Origin of the sequence: Rhizobium sp. 1399 (assembly GCF_031455475.1) — a bacterium.
GTDB lineage: Bacteria > Pseudomonadota > Alphaproteobacteria > Rhizobiales > Rhizobiaceae > Rhizobium.
In genome coordinates this window covers 701496-722378 of record NZ_JAVDSU010000002.1, presented here as the reverse complement: position 1 = coordinate 722378, position 20883 = coordinate 701496, and the positions used below count along the sequence as shown (strand labels likewise).

General features: G+C 59.4%; 18 protein-coding genes and 1 pseudogene. 14 read left to right on the top strand and 5 right to left on the bottom strand.

Annotated features, from left to right (window positions below):
- Positions 1-44: 44 nt before the first annotated feature.
- From J2X71_RS09465 to J2X71_RS09455, 3 genes are read right to left on the bottom strand one after another with little or no spacing between them, the layout of a single operon-like run.
- Positions 45-863 (bottom strand): carbohydrate ABC transporter permease, encoded by an 819-nt coding sequence (locus J2X71_RS09465; RefSeq protein ID WP_007814669.1) that lies wholly within the window; start codon positions 861-863, stop codon positions 45-47.
- Positions 860-1813 carry a sugar ABC transporter permease gene (locus tag J2X71_RS09460; protein WP_310381579.1) on the bottom strand — a complete coding sequence of 318 codons (954 nt, stop codon included), beginning with the start codon at positions 1811-1813 and terminating at the stop codon, positions 860-862. The genes J2X71_RS09465 and J2X71_RS09460 overlap by 4 nt, the downstream gene beginning before the upstream one ends.
- Positions 1810-3051 (bottom strand): extracellular solute-binding protein, encoded by a 1242-nt coding sequence (locus tag J2X71_RS09455; RefSeq protein WP_310381577.1) that lies wholly within the window; start codon positions 3049-3051, stop codon positions 1810-1812. Before J2X71_RS09455 ends, J2X71_RS09460 begins: the two co-directional genes overlap by 4 nt.
- A gap of 205 nt (positions 3052-3256) precedes the next feature.
- On the opposite strand from J2X71_RS09455, the gene J2X71_RS09450 reads away from it, so the two are divergent.
- Positions 3257-4555 (top strand): glycosyl hydrolase family 28 protein, encoded by a 1299-nt coding sequence (locus J2X71_RS09450; protein WP_310381575.1) that lies wholly within the window; start codon positions 3257-3259, stop codon positions 4553-4555.
- Between the two features lie 162 nt (positions 4556-4717).
- On the opposite strand, the gene J2X71_RS09445 is transcribed toward J2X71_RS09450, so the two are convergent.
- Positions 4718-5923, bottom strand: a complete 1206-nt coding sequence (locus tag J2X71_RS09445; protein WP_310381574.1) for an MFS transporter — start codon at positions 5921-5923, stop codon at positions 4718-4720.
- A 106-nt stretch (positions 5924-6029) separates the two neighbouring features.
- Here J2X71_RS09445 and J2X71_RS09440 point away from each other — a divergent pair, with 106 nt between their 5' ends.
- From J2X71_RS09440 to J2X71_RS09415, 6 genes are all read left to right on the top strand, one after another.
- Positions 6030-6971 (top strand): AraC family transcriptional regulator, encoded by a 942-nt coding sequence (locus J2X71_RS09440; RefSeq protein WP_310381573.1) that lies wholly within the window; start codon positions 6030-6032, stop codon positions 6969-6971.
- Between the two features lie 311 nt (positions 6972-7282).
- A complete protein-coding gene (locus J2X71_RS09435) occupies positions 7283-7927 on the top strand; it encodes a lysophospholipid acyltransferase family protein (protein WP_310381571.1) in 645 nt (214 codons plus the stop codon).
- Entirely contained in the window at positions 7924-8871 is a 948-nt protein-coding gene (locus tag J2X71_RS09430) for a phosphatidate cytidylyltransferase (protein ID WP_310381569.1), read from the top strand. Before J2X71_RS09435 ends, J2X71_RS09430 begins: the two co-directional genes overlap by 4 nt.
- A complete protein-coding gene (locus tag J2X71_RS09425) occupies positions 8871-9266 on the top strand; it encodes a hypothetical protein (protein WP_310381567.1) in 396 nt (131 codons plus the stop codon). The genes J2X71_RS09430 and J2X71_RS09425 overlap by 1 nt, the downstream gene beginning before the upstream one ends.
- Positions 9263-9904, top strand: a complete 642-nt coding sequence (locus tag J2X71_RS09420; RefSeq protein ID WP_310381565.1) for a CDP-alcohol phosphatidyltransferase family protein — start codon at positions 9263-9265, stop codon at positions 9902-9904. Before J2X71_RS09425 ends, J2X71_RS09420 begins: the two co-directional genes overlap by 4 nt.
- A 113-nt stretch (positions 9905-10017) precedes the next feature.
- A complete protein-coding gene (locus tag J2X71_RS09415; RefSeq protein ID WP_310381563.1) occupies positions 10018-10179 on the top strand; it encodes a hypothetical protein in 162 nt (53 codons plus the stop codon).
- Positions 10180-10181: 2 nt separating this feature from the next.
- Here J2X71_RS09415 and J2X71_RS09410 read toward each other — a convergent pair whose 3' ends face one another.
- Entirely contained in the window at positions 10182-11507 is a 1326-nt protein-coding gene (locus J2X71_RS09410) for an acetyl-CoA hydrolase/transferase C-terminal domain-containing protein (protein ID WP_310381561.1), read from the bottom strand.
- A gap of 498 nt (positions 11508-12005) precedes the next feature.
- On the opposite strand from J2X71_RS09410, the gene J2X71_RS09405 reads away from it, so the two are divergent.
- From J2X71_RS09405 to J2X71_RS09375, 7 genes and pseudogenes are all read left to right on the top strand, one after another.
- Positions 12006-12311, top strand: a complete 306-nt coding sequence (locus tag J2X71_RS09405) for a hypothetical protein (RefSeq protein WP_310381559.1) — start codon at positions 12006-12008, stop codon at positions 12309-12311.
- Positions 12312-12795: 484 nt separating this feature from the next.
- Positions 12796-14751 (top strand): SARP family transcriptional regulator, encoded by a 1956-nt coding sequence (locus J2X71_RS09400; protein WP_310381557.1) that lies wholly within the window; start codon positions 12796-12798, stop codon positions 14749-14751.
- Between the two features lie 42 nt (positions 14752-14793).
- The gene (locus tag J2X71_RS09395; protein ID WP_310381555.1) at positions 14794-15822 is read left to right on the top strand and encodes a phosphatase PAP2 family protein; all 1029 of its coding nucleotides are present in this window, start codon (positions 14794-14796) and stop codon (positions 15820-15822) included.
- Positions 15823-15855: 33 nt separating this feature from the next.
- Positions 15856-17550, top strand: a complete 1695-nt coding sequence (locus J2X71_RS09390) for a S8 family serine peptidase (protein ID WP_310381553.1) — start codon at positions 15856-15858, stop codon at positions 17548-17550.
- A gap of 241 nt (positions 17551-17791) precedes the next feature.
- Positions 17792-19237, top strand: coding sequence for an aKG-HExxH-type peptide beta-hydroxylase (locus J2X71_RS09385; protein ID WP_310381551.1), 1446 nt, complete (start codon positions 17792-17794; stop codon positions 19235-19237).
- Positions 19237-20058: pseudogene (locus J2X71_RS09380) on the top strand (ThiF family adenylyltransferase); the annotation flags it as partial. The gene J2X71_RS09385 and the pseudogene J2X71_RS09380, both read left to right, overlap by 1 nt.
- 329 nt (positions 20059-20387) lie before the next feature.
- Complete coding sequence (locus tag J2X71_RS09375) at positions 20388-20876, top strand: DUF982 domain-containing protein (RefSeq protein ID WP_310381549.1); 489 nt, start codon at positions 20388-20390, stop codon at positions 20874-20876.
- Positions 20877-20883: the final 7 nt, after the last annotated feature.

Here is a 20883-nt window from a genome sequence, read left to right as displayed (position 1 = left end):
GGGCCGCCGGAGAGGCGGCCCTTTTTGCACGATATGTTGCAGCACTATTCCTTCGTTGCGCCCGCCATCAGGCCGTTCATCAACATGCGCTGCAGGGCTGTAAACATGACGAGCACGGGCAGCACCGAAAGCACCGACATGGACAGCAGCCTGGGCCAGTTGATACCGAAGCGCCCCACCGTATTGGCAAGCGCGACCTGGACCGTCCACTTGTCCTGGTCGCTGATGATCAGGAACGGCCAAAGATAGTCGTTCCAGCGCCATACGAGATTGAAGGCGAGCAGCGTGCCGATTGCGGGTATGGCGAGCGGAACGATGATCCGCCACAGGATCCGCCATTCCGGCGTACCATCGAGGCGCGCCGCCTCTAGAAGGCTGTCAGGAATGTTGGTGATGTACTGGCGCATGAGGAAGACCCCGGTCGGGGTTGCCGCCGGCGCGATGATGATGCCTGCCAGCGTATCGAGAAGATTGAGATCCCGCAGCACCAGAAAGACCGGGATCATGATGATCTGCAGCGGCACCATCAACGACGACATGATGAGCAGGAAGAAGAGCGTGTCTCCTTTAAACCGAAACTTCGCAAGCGCGTAGCCGGCCATGACGCTGATGGTGACGGACAGCAGCGCCGAGAGCACGGAGACAATGGCCGAATTGCGGAAGAAGATGAGGAACTTCGCGCGCGACACCGTATCGATGAAGTTCTGCAACGTCGGTTGCGCCGGCAAAATGGTCGGCGGCCACTGGAAGATCTCCTGTTGTGATTTCAACGAAGACAGGAAGAGCCAGATCGGCGGCATCAGGAAGACGAACAGTGTCAGCACGACAAAGGCCAGTCGCCAGGGAGAGTAGATACGTGTCATTTCTCACTCCGCGATATGCGCAACTGGAAGATGGTGAGGAACAGCAGGATGATGAACAGCACCATGGATTGGGCGGCCGCAACGCCAGCCTGCATCGGTTTCTGGAACGCAGTGTCGTAGATCGTCTGTATGAGGTAGACGGTCGCCTTGCCCGGACCGCCGCCCGTCAGGGATACGACGAGTTCGTAGACCTTGAAGGCCTCGATCGAGGACAGGACCAGGACGACGGCGAGCGTCGGCTTGAGGAGCGGCAAGGTGATATGGGTGAATTGCCGCCACTTGCTGGTGCCGTCGATCGAGGCCGCCTCGTAATAATCGGTGGAAATCGCGGTCAGGCCTGCAATGAAGATCATCATGTTGAAGCCGGCTTGCGCCCACACCCAGGCGATGACGACGGCGATCTGAGCCATCGTGTCCTGTTCCAGCCATGGGATTGGCGCGATGCCGGTCAGCGAAAGCAGGTAATTGACGAGGCCGTTGTTGAGGCCGAACAACCAACGCCAGGCGACGCCGATGATCAGCAGGCTGATCATGGACGGGAAGAAGACGATTGTGCGTACGATGGCAAACAGCCTGGTCTGTGGCGCCAGCAGGAGAGCCAGCGCCAACGAGACGACGATGTTCAGCGGAACCGCGACGATGACGAAAAGAACGGTCTTGAGCAATGAAACCTGAAAATCGGCATTGCTCAGGAGCCCGATGAAGTTATCCAGGCCGACATATTGCGGCAAGGTGCTGGGCACCTGCGGAACGACGACCACACCCCGCTTGAAAAAGGCCATGAAGAGGCCCTGGACCAGCGGGTAAAGGGTGAAGGTAACGAGGAGCGCCATTGTCGGCACCATGAGCAGGTAGGGCCAGCCGAGGCTTGCCAGGCTGCCTCGCAGACCTTTCGGCACTGGGTGGGGACCCAGTGCCGAACGGCTATCTTCCAGTATGTCCGTCGTCACTTGCCAGCCTCAAGCGAGGCATCAGCAGCCTTCTTGATCTGCGAAATGGCCTCGGCAGAGGAGATCTGACCGGCAACAGCCTGCGTGACGGCTGTCTTCACGGTACCCCAAACAGCCTGCATCTGCGGCCAGGCCTGGTCGGTCGCAGCGTAAGCAGGGCTGGCGTTCAACTCGGCCTGCATTGCCTTGATCGCATCGGTCGCGGCCGGATTATCGTACTTGACGGCTGCCGCCTTCAGGTTGGCCGGGATCATGCCGAAGGTCTTGGCGTACTGTGCCTGAATATCCGGCGAGGTGACCCATTTGATGAAATCGATCGCTTCGGGAAGATGCTGGCTCGTGTTGAAGGCCACGATATAGTCGCCTCCGTAGATCGACGAGGCGACAGTGCCCCGCGGCGTTGGACCAGCCTGCCACGCAAAATGCGCGTTGTCCGCCAGTCCGGCGATTTGCCAGCTTCCTGACATATAGGCTACGGCCTGACCGGCTGTGAAGATTTCCTTCGGATTGTCCGAACTCGCACCGGACCAGAGCCCGGGCGGCATTGCGGCCTTCGTGATGTCGATGAACTTGTCGAGCGCGCTCGTCCACGCTGCCTCGTCCATGACGACCTTCACAGGTTCTTTTTCCGTATAGATGTGGTTTCCGTACTGATACTCGTGAACGATCCAGCGGCTTGCCGAAACGTCCCAGACAAGCGGATAGCGCGTACCCGACTTTTCGGCGACTTCCTTGATCTTCGGAACGAATTCATCCCAGGTCCAACCGGTTACGTGGTCCGGGATGGCAATCCCGGCCTTCTTGAAGGCATCGACATTCAGGAAGACGCCCGTGGAGGTTACGCGCAGCGGCGCGGCGATAACCTTGTCGTCGAGCTTGGCGCCATCGCCCCAGCCCTTGACGAAGTCGTTGATCCATTCGGGGCCGATCTCCTTGTTGAGATCGACGAGGAACGGACGGATAACCGGCTCCATCGACGAAGTGAGCGACAAATCCGGCATGATGCCGGAGGCCGCATATTGCTGGAACTTCTGGACCATCCCGTCATAAGGGGTGATCTCAAGGTCGAAGGTCGTGTCCGGGTGCAGTTTCGTGTACTGATCGAGCAAGGCGCGTGTGTTTGCCTCTTCCTGATCATTGTCGACATACCAGACGATCTTCAGTTCGGATGCTGCCGCAAGCGAAATCGTCATCGCCAGGGCGCTTGCCGTCATAATCAACGTCTTGAGCGGTTTCATAGGGTTCCCCTTCTTTGCTCCTCAAACTTTGGCAACAACCGGCCTCCAAATCTCCCTTTGGCCGATCGTTTGTTCGTAACCATGACGAATTAAATACGAGTTTTCGGTGGTGTCAACACAAACAAGATTGACCGCATCAATTAGTTCGTCCTGTTGACGAATAAAATGGCGTAGCTTAATCATCCCGAGAGCCAGAGGAGAAGCAATGGATATTTCAGTCGAGCCGAATGGCGCTGACCTGCAGCAATCTATCGACAGGCTGGTTAGCGCCGGCGGAGGAACGCTTCTCCTGCAAGCGGGCAGGCACATTACGGGACCCATCCGCCTGTTTAGCGGTATTACGCTGTCAATCGGGCCGGGTGCCACGCTAGAGTTCGTCCCCGATTACGCGCTCTATGCCGGAAATTCGGTGAGCGTAATCGCCGAGGGATCCGATCGCGCCTATATCGTCGCGCAGGAGGCCCATGACGTCGCGATCACAGGCGAAGGCAAGATCCTTGCTTCGGGCGGCGCCTTCAGCACCGGCTTCGACGAGACGGTCGGCACCTACACGCCGAGCGAAAAGCGGCCGAGGGTCCTGGTGTTCGAAGACTGCAGCAAGATCAGGCTGGAAGGCTTTGTCATCGAAGATTCGCCGATGTGGACGGTCCACCTGGTGCGCTGCCGTGACGTGATCGTCGAGGGCATAACGGTATTCAACAACCGACAACTCCCGAATACGGACGGGATCGTCATCGACAGCTGCGCAAAGGTCGCAGTGCGCCGCGTCATCATCAAAACGGCGGACGACGGCGTCTGCCTCAAGACCAGCCGAAGCGAAAAGGGCATCGAACGCTGCGTGGAAATCGAGGTTTCGGATTGCCTCGTCGAGAGCAACAGTTGTGCATTGAAGATCGGCACGGAGAGTTTTGGTGACATCCGCAACGTCGCCTTCTCGCGTTGCAAGGTCCAAGATTCCAATCGCGCCCTCGGCATTTTCTCGCGTGACGGCGGAGTGATCGAAGACGTCGCCTTCTCGGACATAGAGATCGATTGCCATGAAACGCCCGATGGTTTCTGGGGCTCGGGTGAGCCGCTCACAATTACCCAGCTCGATCGCAGGCCGGAGATACCGGCTGGCCTCGTCACCAATGTCCGCGTCGAGAACGTGACGGGGCGCTGCCAGGGTCCGATCAATCTCTTTGCGGCGAGAAACGGCGGGATTGCCGGAATGAGCCTCAGCAATATTCAGTTGACGATCGAGGAAGGCTTACTGGGAACAGCCAGGCAATATGACCTGCGCCCCACAAGTGCCGATCTCTCCCCGCCCAAGGACCACGAGGGTCGTGGCAATGCCTGGTTGCGGGGAGCGGACGGAAAAATTGTCGGCCTTATCGATTATCCGGCAGGCATGCCGGCGCTCTTTGCGCATAATATCGCTGGCCTCACGCTCGACAATATCGAAATCCAGCGTCCGGAGCCTCTGCCAGACGGCTGGAACACCGAAACCCTTTGCATCGAGTGAGCGATAGGGGTCAGTCACACCAAGAGCAATTTGGCGCATGATGTGATGGAGGCCGTCCCGGGATCGTCGTCCTTACTGTTCCATCCATCAGGAAGAACGCACGTCCCCGGCGGCCCTCATCGTGGCTATTCTCGCGCTTTGGCGGCTCCGGATGGTCTTTCCTTAAGACGCCACCGCTACCGTCCTTCGGCTCAGGACGCCAATCACCAGGGATCCACAAAGCGCGGCAATAGCTGCAAAGCCGAACACCCCTGCCAGCCCCTGCGCCTCGACGATGAAGCCACCAATGGCCGCCCCACTCGAAATGGCGACCTGGAAAGTAGTCAACATCAACGCACCGGCGCTTTCCGCTTCATCGGATGCTGCTTGCGTGACGAAGCTTTGAACGCTCACCGGCAGGGCTCCGAAGGAAAAACCCCACAGCGCGGTCGCGACAAACGCGACGCTTGCAAGGTTGCCGGCAAGCGCTAACGCCATTGTTGTCGCAGCGATCCCGGTAGCCGCGATGACGATGGACAGCGCCGTGCTGCGCTCGGAGACAAAGCCTCCGAACAGATTTCCGAGAAAACCGCCGATCCCGAAGGCCAGCAGAACCACGGATATCCCCTCAACCCCAAAATGTGGCACAGTTTCGAGGAAGGGCCGAATGAAGGTAAAACCCGCGAAATGGCCGGCAACCACCAGCAAGACGGTCAGCAGGCCCAGTCGGATTGCCGGGCGACGCAGCACCGTGGCCATCGTGCCCAATCCTGCGGCGCCGGTCGACGGCATCGCAGGCAGGGTGAGGAGCTGAGCGATGAAGGCAAGGCCGCCGACTGCAGCCGCGATGACGAATGCAGAACGCCAGCCATAGGCTTCTCCAACCCAGGCGCCGACAGGTGCAGCGCAAACCGTTGCAACGGATACGCCAGTCATGATGATCGCCATCGCCCGCGGCATCAACCGCTCTGGAACAAGCCGCATGGCGAGCGCCAGCGACATGGCCCAGAAGCCGCCGAGCGCGATCCCGAGCAACCCGCGAGCAACGAGAAGCGTCGCGAGCCCATCAGAGAATGCTGCCAAGAGACTGGAAACAACGAGCAGGGCTGTCAATCCGAGCAAGGTGAGACGACGGTCAAATCGGCTGGTGCCAATGACAATTGCGGGGCCTGCGATCGCGCCGATGACGGCGGTCATCGTGACCGACTGGCCGGCAGCACCGATACTGACATGGAGATCTTGTGAAATTGGCGTAAGCAAGCTGGCTGGAAGAAACTCGGCCGTCACGAGACCGAAGACGCCGAGCGAAAGCGATACCACGCCTGCCCAGGCCGGATCAGCCTCCTTCTTGTTCGCGTGGAAGCCATTGGCTTCGGGATTGATGTTCATATGCCATCTCCAAAGATTGTGATGACAAGGCTAGACGGCTCACGCTGGTGTTTCTATGCTAGAAAATCCACAAGACATGACTGTTCGTCCAAATGACGAGGGCACGATGAGTGATGCACTGACGGAAATGATGCGAGGGCTTCGTCTGGATGGCGTCGACTACGGCCGCTGCCAGCCGTCTGCCCCATGGGCGACGGCGTTTCCGACCAAGGATGAAGCGCAGTTTCACTTTCTGGCAGCCGGAGAAGCATTTGTGCAGACGCCGGACGGGGAATGGATGGAAATGCGCCCGGGGGACGCGGTCCTGCTGCCGCGGGGCGATGCCCATGTCCTTGCAAGCGCGCCCGGTATAGTGCCGACGCCCGTCGAATCCATGCCGCGCAAGGCGGTCTGCGATGGGATCGTCGATCTGCAATGCGCCTGCGCCGATAGCAAGAACCTGCTGTTCTTCGCGGTCATGCGTTTCAATGTCGACAAGCGGCATCCCTTGCTGCAACTGATGCCCGATGTGATGCGGACAAGCGATCTGGCAGCCAGCGAACCCTCCATCCCTGCCCTACTCGATGCGATGATGCACGAGGTCGATATGAACCGCGTCGGCGCTGGCGGTATCCTGGCCCGGCTTGCTGATGTTCTGACCGCGACGATCATCCGCGCCTGGGTGGAGCACGGCTGCGGCGATGCTTCCGGATGGTTGACAGCCGTTCGCAATCCCGAGGTCGGGCGGGTCCTGGCGGCGATCCATCTCGACCCTTCCCATGACTGGACGGTCGAAGAACTCGCTCGCAAGATGGGCGCTTCCCGTTCTGGTTTCGCGGAGCGCTTTGCCAGGGCCGTTGGCGAAACACCCGCTCGATACGTCGCGCGCATGCGCATGCACCAGGCGCATCAGTGGCTACGTGAAGGACAGCGCGTGGCCGCGATTGCCGAACGCCTCGGCTATGAATCGGAGGCGTCATTCAGCCGGGCGTTCAAACGCATCATCGGCGCCCCGCCCATGGCCTTCCGCGGGCGACCGCAGGATGGTCGCGCTTCCGCAATACCGTGATCTGTGAAGCACACGGCTTCGATGCCGGTTTTTGTGACAGCCGCTTGACGACTTGCCACCGGCGGTGCTGCGCACGACCAGCCCGCCTGATCCGGTTTCATCAGATAGGTCGGCGTCAGATTGATCAGGCTTTCGGCGTCATGTGCTCAATTCGAAATCCAATCTTTGTCGTGCATGGAGATTGCACATTCGGCTGGAGCCGGACGACCTGTCTACGCCTTTCGGCTGAAAACTCGCGAAGCTCCTTCCTTCCGCCGATGATAATGCTAGAGTTTCGGTTAGTGATCCGGCTAACATCAACAGAGTGATGAATGAAGGCTTTGCCTACAAAGGCCGCGGCGACGGTAATCGTACTGTTCGCACGCGCGGTCACGGCGGTCCGCGCCGTGTGGCCCGAGGGAGGGCTGCCTTCCCGACCCTGCGTTTATTATGCCAACCACTCCAGCCATGGTGATTTCGTTCTGGTCTGGACGGTATTGCCGCCCAGACTGCGCCATCGAGCCCGTCCGGTCGCCGGAGCCGAATACTGGTTGAAGTCCTGGCTCAATCGCTTCATCGGCAGAGATGTCTTCAATGCGGTGCTGATCGCGAGGGATCGGGACAAGCGGACGGAAGATCCCGTCACTCAGATGGCCTCGGCCATCGATGCCGGTTCGTCCCTCATTCTCTTCCCGGAGGGAACACGAAACCAGTCCGATGCAAGGCTCCTCCCGTTCAAAAGCGGCATTTTCCATCTGGCTGTGGCGCGCCCTGATGTCGATCTCGTGCCGGTCTGGATCAGTAATCTGAACCGCGTCATGCCAAAGGGTGAGATCGTTCCGATACCGCTGATCTGCACAGTTACCTTCGGCAGCGCTTTGCAGATCGCGCCGGGCGAAGACAAGGATGTTTTTCTCGAACGGATGCGGGCCGCTCTCCTGGCACTGTCTCCGAACACTGTAGGCGGTGGGGAATGAGTGGCGCGAATTCCGATCTTATGACGCTCGTAGCCGGGATCTTCGGCGTACTCATCGTTGCGTCAGTCATCGGTTACATATTACAGCAACGCCTCTCGCCGAACGGTTCGAATGCGGCTGTCGAAAACCTCAACGCGCGGATCAAGGCGTGGTGGGTCATGGTCATCCTGATCGGCATTGCTTTCATAGCAGGCCGTGTCGGCGTTCTGATCCTGTTCGGCTTTTGCTCATTCGCCGCGCTTCGCGAATTCGTAACCCTCATCAATACAAGAAGAGCGGATCACTGGGCGCTTGCGGCAGCCTTCTTCGTCGTCGTTCCGATCCAGTATTTTCTGCTCTGGGCTGAACAATACGGCATCTTCTCGATCTTCATCCCGGTCTATGCCTTCCTGCTCATGCCGATCATCTCGGTACTCCGAGGCGACACGGAGCGCTTTCTCGTTCGCATCGCGGAAGTACAGTGGGCCCTGATGATCTGCGTCTTCTGCGCCTCCCATGTGCCGGCGCTGCTGACCTTGAAGATACCGGGATATGAGGGCCGCAATGTGCTGCTGATCGCCTTTCTGGTGATCGTCGTCCAGCTCAGCGATGTCCTGCAATATGTCTGGGGCAAACTCTTCGGACGCACCAAGATTGCTCCAAGACTGTCGCCCTCGAAAACGGTCGAGGGCTTTGTCGGCGGTATCATCAGCGCGACGCTGATTGGAACGGGCCTCTGGTGGATTACACCATTCGCACCGCTTCAGGCAGGGCTTCTCGCCTTGGTCATCACGCTGATGGGCTTCTTCGGTGGCCTGGTGATGTCGGCCATCAAACGCGACCGCGGCGTCAAGGACTGGGGCAATCTCATCGAAGGCCATGGCGGATTGATCGATAGGCTGGATTCCGTCGTCTTCTCGGCACCCATCTTCTTCCATCTGACACGCTACTGGTGGTCGCTCTGATGCCCGTTGTGCTGCAACGTCTTTTGCGCAGCGGCGTGGTACACCTCCTGTTCGCTTTTCTGGCGATGGGCAGCTGGGCCATTTTCGCCAATCGCGCTCATGTCATGCCAGCGCCGCTCTATGCCGGTCTTGTGCAGGGCACGATATCCGCCTGCCTGACGCTTTTCCTAAAATCGGTGATCGACTGGCTTTCCAGCCGCTTCAGCGGTTCAACACGATTTTGGGCGCCGCCGCTGATTGCCTGCCTTGGCTCGGCCAGCCTTCTTGTGGTGATCCATGCGGCGAGCGGCACACCAGAGATACTCCGGACCATCGCGCTGCCGCTGCTGGTGTCGACGACCTATGCAGCGATCTACAATTATTCGATCTCCGCAAGACGAGGTTTCGACACATGATGGAGACAGGAGACAGGAGACCTCTGGCAAGCCGCAATACGCGCTGGGCGGGCGCAATTGCGCGATGGATGGCCGCCCGGGCCATAACGCCGAACCAGATCTCGCAAGCCAGCATGCTGGCGGCAGCAATCGCCGGCAGCACTTTCTATCTGGCGGGACAGACGACAGGCCTGCCGCGTGCCGGATACCTGCTGCTGGCTGTTCTATTCTGCCAGGCACGCCTTCTTTGCAATCTGTTCGACGGCATGGTCGCAGTCGAAGGCGGAAAAGGAGAGGCTGACGGTCCTTTTTGGAACGAGTTTCCGGACCGCATCGCCGACCTGATGATATTCGCCGGCGTCGGGTATGGTATCGGTATGCCGGGACTCGGCTGGGCCGCCGGAGCCTTCGCCGTGCTGACAGCCTATGTCCGGGAGCTCGGTTGCGCCACCGGCAATCCCAGCGATTTCTCCGGCCCGATGGCCAAGCAGCACCGGATGGCGACGATCACGGCGGCGGGACTGATATCCCTTCTCGAGCCAATATGGGGCGGGCAGAACCAGATCCTGACGATCGGTCTCTGCGTAATAGCCGTGGGAGCAGCCCTTACAACGATCCGCCGCTCGAAAACATTGGTAACACGCCTCAAGCATCGCTGACGAGGTGGTCATAGGGTCGACGCCAAGATCCCAGGGGAGGAAGTGGACAAGTCAAAAGGTGACGCTGTCCGACGAGTCGACGTCTTCGCTCGCTCGCAGAGGAAGGACGGACCATGCCGGTCGTGATGCATGAAATGGCTTTCACGCGAGAGCGTCTCCAACAGAGTCGTTTTTCTCCACAAGGGCAAATCGAAGAAGAAGGCGAGCCCGGGCAGATGTTTGCATCTCCGGAATCCTTGCGAATCAATCAGTTTTTAGCCGCCGAACGACGTTAGAATTAGGAGAGCCCTGCCCCGCGCGCTGCCCGGTCCAGCTCCCCGCGAAAATCGGGGTGGGCCAGCCCGATCAGCGCCCTTGCCCGCTCAGCCACGGACTTGCCCTTAAGGTTCGCCCACCCATACTCCGTAACGACGATATGCGTGTCGTTGCGCGATGTTGTCACTGGTCCGGTCAGCGTCGGAACGATGCGCGAGAGCGTGCCTTTCGCCGCGGTGGAATGACAGGCGATGATCGATCGTCCCCCGCGCGAGGCATAAGCGCCGCGCACGAAATCAACCTGGCCGCCGGACGCACTGAACTGCCTCCCGTTCACGAACTCGGAATTGCACGCGCCGTTCAAATCGACCTGCAGCGTCGCGTTGACCGACACCACCCGATCATTCTGCGCGATGATGAAGGGATTGTTCACATAATCGACTGGGTAGGCCTCAACTGCCGGGTTGTTGTTCAGGAAGTCGTAAAGGGCTTGATCTCCGAGCGCAAAAGTGAAGATAGACCGCCCGGCATGTATCTGCTTGCGACTGTTGTCGACCACGCCCGCCGTGACCAGCCTTGCGAGGCCCGGCGTCATCATTTCCGTATGAATGCCGAGGTGGCGATGCTGTGAAAGCCCCGAGCACACCGCATCAGGCAAAGCGCCGATACCCATTTGCAGGCAGTCGCCATCTTCCACCAGGTCCGCAATGATCGCCCCGATGGCATCATCCACCTCATTACGCTCAGCGGCGAGCAACACGGGCAGGCTGACATCGTTTTCAACCAGCGCTGTCACGCTTGAAACAGGAATCATGCAATCACCCCGCACATAGGGCATATTGCTGTTGACCTCGAGGATCAGGCGAAGTCCGGGCTTTCGCGATACCGTGAGCGCATAGTCGGTACTGGCGCCAAGGCTGAAATTGCCATCGGCGTCCATCGGCGAGACGGTTGCAATCAACGTGTCCACACCGACATGCTCGGCCATTGAGCGCGGCACCTGGCTGAAATGACAGGGTACTAGGTCGACCGCGGGCAGCGCCTCCGCCAATCTCCTCTTGTCGAGCGCACGCTCGACACCTCCGTGAAAGTAGCTCATTGGGACGATCAGGTCGCGCAACTCGAAATCGAATACACTAGTGCCGGCGACGCCAGTGCAAAGAAGATAGTAGAGCCGCACATTTTCGACAGCTCCCGCGCGAGCCCGTTCGGCAAGCGCCGCGAGGATAGCGGGCGGCTGACCGGCAGCCAGTGGCATCGCGACCTTCGCGCCGGACGGAACCATCGTGACCGCCGTGTTTGCAGATGTCAGCCGTTCGCGATACAGCCTCTGATGGATCGTCGTCATTGGGCCCTCCTCCCAGTGCACATGTCAGAACAATTCAGTATCCAGTGCCATGCTCACAAAGTTATCGGCATTTGCGACCGGTGCAGGCGCTTTCGTCTGCCACAGAACACTCTTTAAAAAGCGCCGAGCGCGTATTTTTTGCAAGGCTGGACGCAACGACGCCGCCCTCGAGCGAGCCTTCCTCGGTGCTGTTTTGGTCGCAGCTTTCGAGCACACGCAGCGGCACCCTCGCAAAGCCGCACCTACTGCCAGAATTCTGATCAGCTATGGGAAGCGTCCTAACCGCCCGAGGCGAGGGTCGGCGGTCGATGTCCAATATAAGCCCGACGCCTCCGCAGACCATGGAAGCCGAAATTGACGACCGTCCCGCCAACGCCGACTACGGGTCAACCATCGCGATGGTCGTCAATCGAGAGGATGGTTTGTATGTAGTTTGAGTTGACCGACCTCGATCGCTAGACGACAGTTGCAACTTGCAGCAAGGCAGGAGGAAATGCGATGGACGAGCCAGACCGGTGGCGCCATATGGAAAGCGCCCCGAAAGACGGGAGTCGGATCTTGGTCACGATCCGCTCGTCCGAACAGGGACCGGCAGAAGTTGACCTCGCGTATTGGTCGAACGGCGATCAGTTCGGTGGAGAGGGCTGGCGCGCCTCTGATTCCTCCCCCGGACACATCATCGAATATGCTGAGCCGGAATTGAAGTGTTGGATGCCGATGCCCGCGGCAAACCGCAGCCGCAGCTCGATGCCCTCGCCCTGGGAAGGCGACGACACTGAGCAGCTCGACGGGTCGGGGATTTAAGAACTCGCGCTGAACGACAATGGTTTCTGCCTCCGCAGAAGAGGTCCAGATTGCCGTCGCCTGCAACAGGGATTCCGCCTGCGGCTCGCATCGGTCCAGCCTGCGAAGGCGCAACGTCAAACCGATGTTAACAAGTGCCATCTCCCGCGAAGATTGATGCGCTCCGCTTCGGTGTGTGGCGTCCCGGTGGTCAACCGTTTGTTTCGACCATGTTGAAATGATCATAGAGCGCAATCGCTCTTCAAATCGCGCACCGGTTCACAAACCTTCTTGGCCGCTGCCTGCACCTGCGCATCTCAATCCGACAGAGCTGAACATAGTCGTATTTTTCCCAAGATCGATCCCGCTATTCTCTGTGAATAGTTGGCAGCCTTTGGCGACGCCTGCAAAGTGACGTCGCCTAAACAACATTCCTTTGACGCTGCTTTGACGGTGGGGTGCTACGGCCAGCTTGCGAAGTTATGCAGAGGGATTTCAGCCGGTTATGCTTCAGTTCAACCATCGCCAAGGTATCGATTTGCCTTTTGGAGTTCCGGTTTCCCTTATCGGTTGCTTGCCAGACGCCGCAGTTGTGGCAGACTGGCCTGCGCATGCTAGGTCTTCGAGCTGCCAAACCAGCACATCGGAGGCAACGGGGGCGGGGCCGGTGGATTGCATGGACAAGGAGCAAAATCCGTTTCGGATGTTCCTGCTCGGGCCTTTCGCCCTTGTGGACGCTGGAGGTCGGTCGGTTACTCCGAAATCAAAAAAGGCCCAGGCTCTTCTGGCGATGCTTGCATTGTCCGCCCGTGGCTCGCGCTCGAGAATCTGGCTTAGGGACAAATTGTGGAGCGATCGCTCTGACGACCAGGCGGCAGCTAGTCTGCGCCAGGCTCTTTTCGACATTCACAAGACTCTGGGGCCAGCACGTAATCTCTTAATTACGGATAAGAATACCGTTTGGCTGGATATGGATCGACTCGTACTCGACACCGACCTAGTGGTTCGGGCGGAGCGGTCCGCGGATCAAATCACTGATGAATTGCTCGAAGGTATCGACATCCGCGATCCGGAATTCGAGGACTGGTTAGCGCTGGAACGGCAGAACTGGTATCGCCGGCTCGATGAAGGACAAGTCCATGATGTATTCGAGCCGCGACAGCAGCCGAGCCGCGATATCGCCAAACATTCAGCGCTGCTGCCGCTGACAGGCGCCCCGGATGTGCCGAGGCCAGGCAAACCCACGGAAACCACCGGCAGCGGCCCAAATCCGCGGCGAGCTTCCGGTGACTGGCGATGGGTGATGGCGCTTCAGTCACCCATCGTGGTGGGCGCTGGAGAGGGCGGACAAATTGCTGCGGCACGATTCCAGAATCTCATTGCAAAAGCCGTCATCGACGGGCTGGCCATTGGCGTCACCGACCTCTCCTTCACCCTGCCGGATATTGAAGAGAGTGAACAGCAAATCAGCCTTCCGATATGCCTACAGCTTCGCGTGACGTTTGACGGTGACATGGTGCTGATCGAACTGGTGATGAAGCACCTGATCAACAACCGCATTCATTGGCTGGGCAGTCAGGCAATCAACCGCACGCAGTTCGAGCGGGGCGAGTTCGGCACCGCCGCTGCGCTGATCAGCCAGGCCATCGATCAGTTGGCCTATTTCCAGGAGACCCAGGCAAACGACAGCCGATTGTCGCAAGACGGTCTCCTGATCGACGCTGTCAATGCGATCTTTCGGCTGTCGCGCAGCGATCTTGATAACGCCGAGCGGCGCCTGGAAGAACAGATCCAGTATCAACCGCGGTCATCGGCTTTTGCCTGGCTGTCGTTCATCCGGACTTTCCAGGTCGGCCAACGTTTCAATGCGCTCGACGCGCATCTGATCGAGGAGGCCCAGGCCTATGCGCGCAAGGCGCTGGAACTCGATCCGCAGAATTCCGTGTCGCTCGCACTCGTCGGCCACGTCCATTCGTTCCTGTTCTGCGAATATGACTATGCGGCCAACCTGTTCGAAAAATCGATCCGCCTGAACCCGGCCCTGCCGCTCAGTTGGGATCTCTACGCCATGCTTCATTGCTATGCAGGCCAGCCCGACAAGGCTGTGGCCATGGCGCGTTGGGTGCAGGAGCTCGGCGTCTACAGCCCGCATAAATATTACTTCGATACGACCAAATGCATTGCAGCGGCGCTTGCAAGCGATCATGCCACGGCCATAGCTGCAGGCGAAGAGGCCCTGCGGGCACGGCCGAACTTCAACAGCCTGCTGCGCTATCTTGCCTCCAGCCATGCCCATTCCGACGATCTCGGCGGCGCGCGCCATTACCTGCAGCGGCTTGAGGCGGCCGAAGGCGGCTTCTCCATCAATGCCTTTCGCGGCAGCGGCTATCCGCTGCTCAACACAGGTGGCGGCCAGATCTTGATCGACGGCCTGCTCAAGGCGGGCGCTAAGCTGCGCTGAACCCCGGACAATTTCTTCAGAACTTCGCGCAAGGAGGCTGCAATGGAAGCGGACACTACCCCGGAACCACAATCAAAAATTGTTTCATTTCTAGACAGTTATAAATTCAGGATTGAGCCGGATACGGTTCTTCCATGCGAACCGAGGGGCGATGCGATCGCTAATCCCCTCGCCGCCGCATCGCTGGCTGCGCCTGATGCAGCCTCCGAACCTGCACTTTTCTTCGGCACGGATGAAGATGCATCTCCCATGGCCGGGCCCATGATGGCGACGATGGCCGTAGCCTCGGTCCTCAACAAGAGCGTCGCGAACAAGTCGGTGCTCAACAAGGCGTCACTGAACAAAAACAAGAATAAAAATAAGAACAAAAACAAGAACAAGTCGACGATGGACGGCGCCAGCCTCGGCGTGTCGCAACTTATCCCCTCCTTCGAACTGCGCAGGCTGCACCAGCAGCCGTCACGCTACGCCTATACCGCGGCGCGACGCTTCACCTGGGAAATGCTGGATATACTTCCGCCGCCCGGCCCGGATTATACCCGCCTCGAGACGACGGTGCTGCTTTCCATGCAGCGCCGCGACCGCGAACGTGTGCGGCGCCTGCCCGACATCCAGATCGAAGCGACGATCTCCGTGGCGGAATTCACCCGCGCACTGCATATCGAGGATCTCGGGGGCTTCGAGCAGACGGAAGGCCTTTTGCAGGCGATCCTGACGGCCTGCGAATATGTCGGGCTGATCTACAAAAGCCAGTTTAACCGGCTGCGGCCACACCAGTTCGAGCCCATGCTGCGGCCGCTACTGGCCGTGCCTGGCCACGAGTCCTATCCCAGCAACCACTCGTTCCAGTGCTTTTCTATCGCCTTCGCGTTCTCGACGATCCTGCCGGAACATCCGGCCACCGACGAGCTTGCCCGCATCGCCCAGAACGTCGCCGAAAACCGCGAATGGGCCGGCCTGCACTATCCGAGCGACACGCAGGCGGGGCGAGATCTCGCCCGACGCTTCGCTCCTTACCTCCACGACGCGTTCGGTCCTCTGTTCCAGGCCGTACACGACGAATGGGTCTGAATTCGCCAGCTGCTGCTCAACAGGATGACAACCATGACGGATCAAACACAAATGCCTGAGCCCGCGCCGATCGACTACTATTATCTCTGGCACCTGACTGCCCTAGGCGTCGTCGACGCGGAATATGGATCGGCTCCGCCTGCTCCACCGGCCCTCGATGCGAGCGCCGCACGCGCGCTCCCCGATCCCCTTATCACCGGCACGGTCTGGGATGCCATCGCTTCCGCCGGCCCGTTGCGACCGGCACGGGTCGCGCTGATCGATGTCGGCGTATCTCCGGATCATCCCAATCTGGCAACCCGGCTTGACCGGGAAGCGTCAATCGATTTGACGACCCATCGTTACGGCGCGCGCGTGCTCGAAGTTCTCGATACGACCACGTCCTTTGACCGTGAGGAAAGGCATGCCTTCTTTGCCGGGCTCAACATCGCTCCGCTCGGCAATATCGGCCTTTCGAATGACGACCGGGACTATCTCAGTGACCTGGTTGCCGAATATGCCGCGTCGGAGGGGGTTCTCCGGCGGCTCTACAATCCGGAATCGCTGTTCGCATCGCATGGTACCTGCTGCGCGGGGCTGATTGTCGGCGAACCCGCCGTTGTTGCGGAAGAAGGCACAGCAAGCCTCCCGCCGGAAGGAGCCTTCTACGGGAATGGTGACGAGCTGCGCACGAGCGGCAATCGCAATGTCATCCCCTATTTCGGCGTTGATCCTTTCTCGAGGCTCATCTCGATCAGAACGTCCTTCGAAGACGATGTCAGGCAGTTCATTGCGGCCTTTCTTTATGCCTATCATCAGAAAGCGGACGTGATCGTCTTGCCGCGCGGTCTTCCTGACCCCAAACGCAGCATTGTCGATCCGAAGAACGAGCTGAAGGCGGACCTGGAGCTATGGAAAAACCAGGATGCCGCCAATCTGTTCACGCGTATTGCCGTTGCTGATCAGGGTGGGCCTGAACTGGAGCCGAAAGCCGCGCAGGAAGGATCCAATCCGGATCGCCCGTGGCATATCCTCAAGCAACTCATCCTCGCCATCAGCCGGCACATCCCGATTGTCTGCGCCGCAGGAAATAGTGGCGAAAGCCAGTTGATCTATCCGGCAAGTCTTGCCGCCGATAACAACGGCATCATTGCTGTTGGGGCCGTTACCGTCGAAGGTTTCCGTTCGGGTTACAGCAATTACGGCGAAGGATTAACGGTTGTCTCCCCCTCTGACGATGGTGAGGTCTTCAACAGGCATCAGTTGCGCCTCGACCGGCTTTCTCCATTTGCGGCGCAGCACGACTACGGCGCTTTTCGAGCGCGGGAATACTACTATTCGCACTTCTCGCTGCTGACGACGGACCTGTCGGGGATTTTCGGCTATAATCATGGCTCCGATCCGTGGTCTGCCATCGTGCCGTTCGGAATCAATCCGGGCATCGGGGGCGGATACTATACCACTTTCGGGGGCACCTCCGGCGCGTCGGCGCAGGTGGGTGGGCTATGCGCCCTGATACAGCGGGCCCACAAGAGCCGCCACAATCCCGGTGACCGCCTTTCGGGGCCTCACGTGAAGTCCATTCTGAAGGCCGCGTCCCGCCTGGACGCCATTGTCGCGCCCGGAACGAGGAAACTGACGGCGGATTGCATGAATGCCGAAAGTGAGGACGCGCTCGATATGGCCTATTTCTTTGGGTCGGGCCTGCCGAACGCGCGGGCGGCAGTACAGGCAGCTCTTGCCATCTGAACCTCGGCGGTGCGTTTTCCATAATTCGAAGCCTCCTCTGTCGAGGGGGCTTTTTCTTTGTTTAGGCCCTTTTTACGGATTTTTAACGCGGTACTGGCGGGCAAATGACGCCCTTGGGCAATAGTGCCTCTCAACAGACGACGCACACCGTCCCGATGCCGGACGAAGCGGCCCCAACCGGGGCATCTTCACCCGAGATGCAACCTTGATCCGCCCGAAGACAAACTCACGGAGGCTGTTGATGTCCGCGACCCGCATTCAACAATTGGCAGATGAGGCGCGCCACCTGCTCAAGGGCAATCCCTTGATGGCAAGTACCGTCTCCCGGCAGCGTGTCGCAACTCGCAACCTTTTGAAGCGACGCTTCCAATATGGCCGTACGCTCGCGGCGGCTTCGAAGTTCGCCGATTGTTCGGCCGGGGTAGAGGCGCTGGCGGGACATTTTCCCGACCTTGCAGATGGTGGATACGCTCGCCTGCTCGAGCTTTCGCCGGCGGTCGCCGGATCGGTCAGCACCGACCCTTACCGTTCATCCGTGCTTGCAGCCTGGATGGGAGGGCTCGCACGTAGTCTGGAATGGCAGGCGGGCGGCTCCGATGCGCAGATCGTCCGCCGCTATCTGCGGACGGATCTGATCGCAGCCGATCTTGAACTCGAACGTCAGCCGGCGCGCCGGCTCTCCTGCGGCATCGGCCTCGTCCGCATCGAAAGCCTGGGGCAGAGCCGTGCCATGCAAGCCCTCCTCCGCCAATCCATGCCGGACTACCCCGGTCCCGACGACCCCGTCACGGGCGAGGCCGAATTGGACCGCATCGCCGACCATCTGGAGAAGGCCTTCGCCTTGATCGCAGAACTGGACGTGTACGGCTATCAGCGTCTGGTCGCCGGCCTGCACACGCTTCACGTCGGCGTGCGGCTCGATCGGCCGTCTTCCTTCTCGAGTTCGAACGAATTGCCGGGCAGCGCGATGATCGCCCTTTCAAGAGAAAGATTGCGCGACGGCGATCATGCCGCGACAGCGGCCCAACTGCTTCACGAGGCGGGGCATGTCCTGCTGGGGTTTTATACGACCTCGGCGGCGGCATCCCTGCCTGGCGAGTTCCGGTATATCTCCCCATACGAGAACGACCTACAGACGCTCGAGAGCATCCTGCATACGGCCTACGCCATTCCCTGGGAGTGTGCCTTCCGCATGGCATGCCTATCCGCCGAGGTGGATCCTGAGCACCGCGCCCTGAAAACGGCATTCATAATCGCCTATGCTGCGCGGCAAATCCCGCTCATCGATATCGCTCGGAAAGGAATCGAACGTCTCGGCGGCGATGTCCTCCTCGACCTCCCAGACATCGCCGCCATTCCTTCCTGGAGTGGCCGGATCCTATTCCTCGTGAACCAGTTGCTTGCCGAAGAGCCCAATGCACACCGGCAGGCTCACCTTGCCGAGCGCCAGCGAGTTCTCGATCGCCAAGCCTGGAACATCGGACAGGTGCTCCTGCGCGGCAAGGAGCCGATCGATCCGCGGATGGGTCAGCGAGAGATCGATGACAGCGGCGACAATGTCTGCCTCTGGTACGATGGCAGATTTCACGTGATCACGAAGGCTGCCGACCATGAAATGAGCAAGGATTACGGTCGCTGCGCCGAGACGACCCGTGTAACTGCGCCCAGCGAGATGGAGGCGATGTGATGGTCAATTCTCGGTCTAAACGATTGTCAGCGGCTGCCAGCGCGTCCGTCGATTTCCCGAACCCCTTCGCCCACAGCTTTGGGCGGAGCGGCAGAGGGGCTCTGTTCACCGGCAATAGTGCTGATGCTGTCGAGGAACAGAGCCCCAATGTTACCAGTGCTGCATTCGGCGCGTCGTCGTGGGCATCCGATATGCGGGCGGAGAACGAATATGTCTCCGCAGCAATCGATCACCACGACACCTTCCTGACGCCTCTTTGCTATCGGCAACGCGACTTCGCGCGGTTTCGCGAAATCGACTTCGTCATCATCGGATGCGGCGGCGTCGGCTCGCAGATTGCCGTCCAGCTTGCGACCCTCGGCGCGCGCCATTTCCTTCTCGCGGATGCGGATCGTATCGGCGAGAATAACTTAAGCGACCTCCCTTGGGCGGGAAAAGCTGACCTCGGCTGTCTGAAGACAGACAAGCTGGCGACTTATCTGGCTGCACGTTTTTCTGCCAACGTCTTCGCACTGCCGGAAACTGCGGAAGGGGCTGTTGCGCTTCGGTTGATCGCAGACTATGCCGATAATCCGTTCGTCGTTCTCGCCGGCGAGGATTCCCTTTCGGTAGAGAAGTTCGTGGCAGCCGGTCGCGCATCGGCAGCCGGCATGCCCCCCTATTTGCAAGCGAGCCGCTACGGAGGCTATCGCACCACCAGTTCCGCTGTCGTGGTGCATGCCGTCTCGCAGATCGCTCAACAATGCCTTTCGAAACACTCTGCCTCGCCAGGACGCCGATGGATTGCCAACCTCAAAACCGATCAGGGCGAGCTCCGTTCTCCTTCCAAAAACCTCGCAAGTGGAGGCCCGTTCGTCGCTCCTGGAGGCGCCAAGAAGGAACCGGTCGAAATCGCTGATGCCATCAATCCGGCGGCGCCCCATTCACAGATGTGGTCACTCGCGCCATGTTCGCTCATCTACGATGCTGGCGAAACTGGCGGAATGAATGGTGAGCTGACGATATCAGAAGCTCTTCGTGATCCGCTGATCGCCATGGTGATGCGGGCCGACGGCGTAACCAGCGAAGAATTGAAGCAACTCCTGGAGACAGCAGCCCGTAGGGTCGAAACGAATCTGTCTGACGAAGTTCAGGAACAATGAGATTCGATATGATGACAAATTTCCCAACGATAATTCTTGCTTTTGCGGGAGGTAAAGATCGCAAGGTGATCCGTACCGCTCGCGAGGCTGCGCCACTGCTGCTGAATGAATGGCCCACCGACGATGGCGAGGAATTCTTCACGGCGGTGAGAATCTGTTTGGAGGTCCTTACCGGAAATACCGAACCCGAGAACTTGCACGAGGCAATCGTCCGCGCTGCATATGAAGCGGGTATTGCTGCGATCACGACTGATCACCGCCTAGGTATCCTCAGGATCTATCCGGTTACCGAGGTCCACCGCCCATGCGCCCCTCGCAATCCCGCTCCCGTCGAACCGCTTCCACAATTGCCATCAGGGCGCCGACCGCGGCAGCGAAAATGGTTGGGGCGATCCAAAAGGCATCGATCGGAAATGCATCGGGATGTTTCGAATGAAGGTGAAACTGCCCACGTATCTCTTCGCGACAACCGGAATGAGAAGGCCAAGATATTGTGATTTGCCG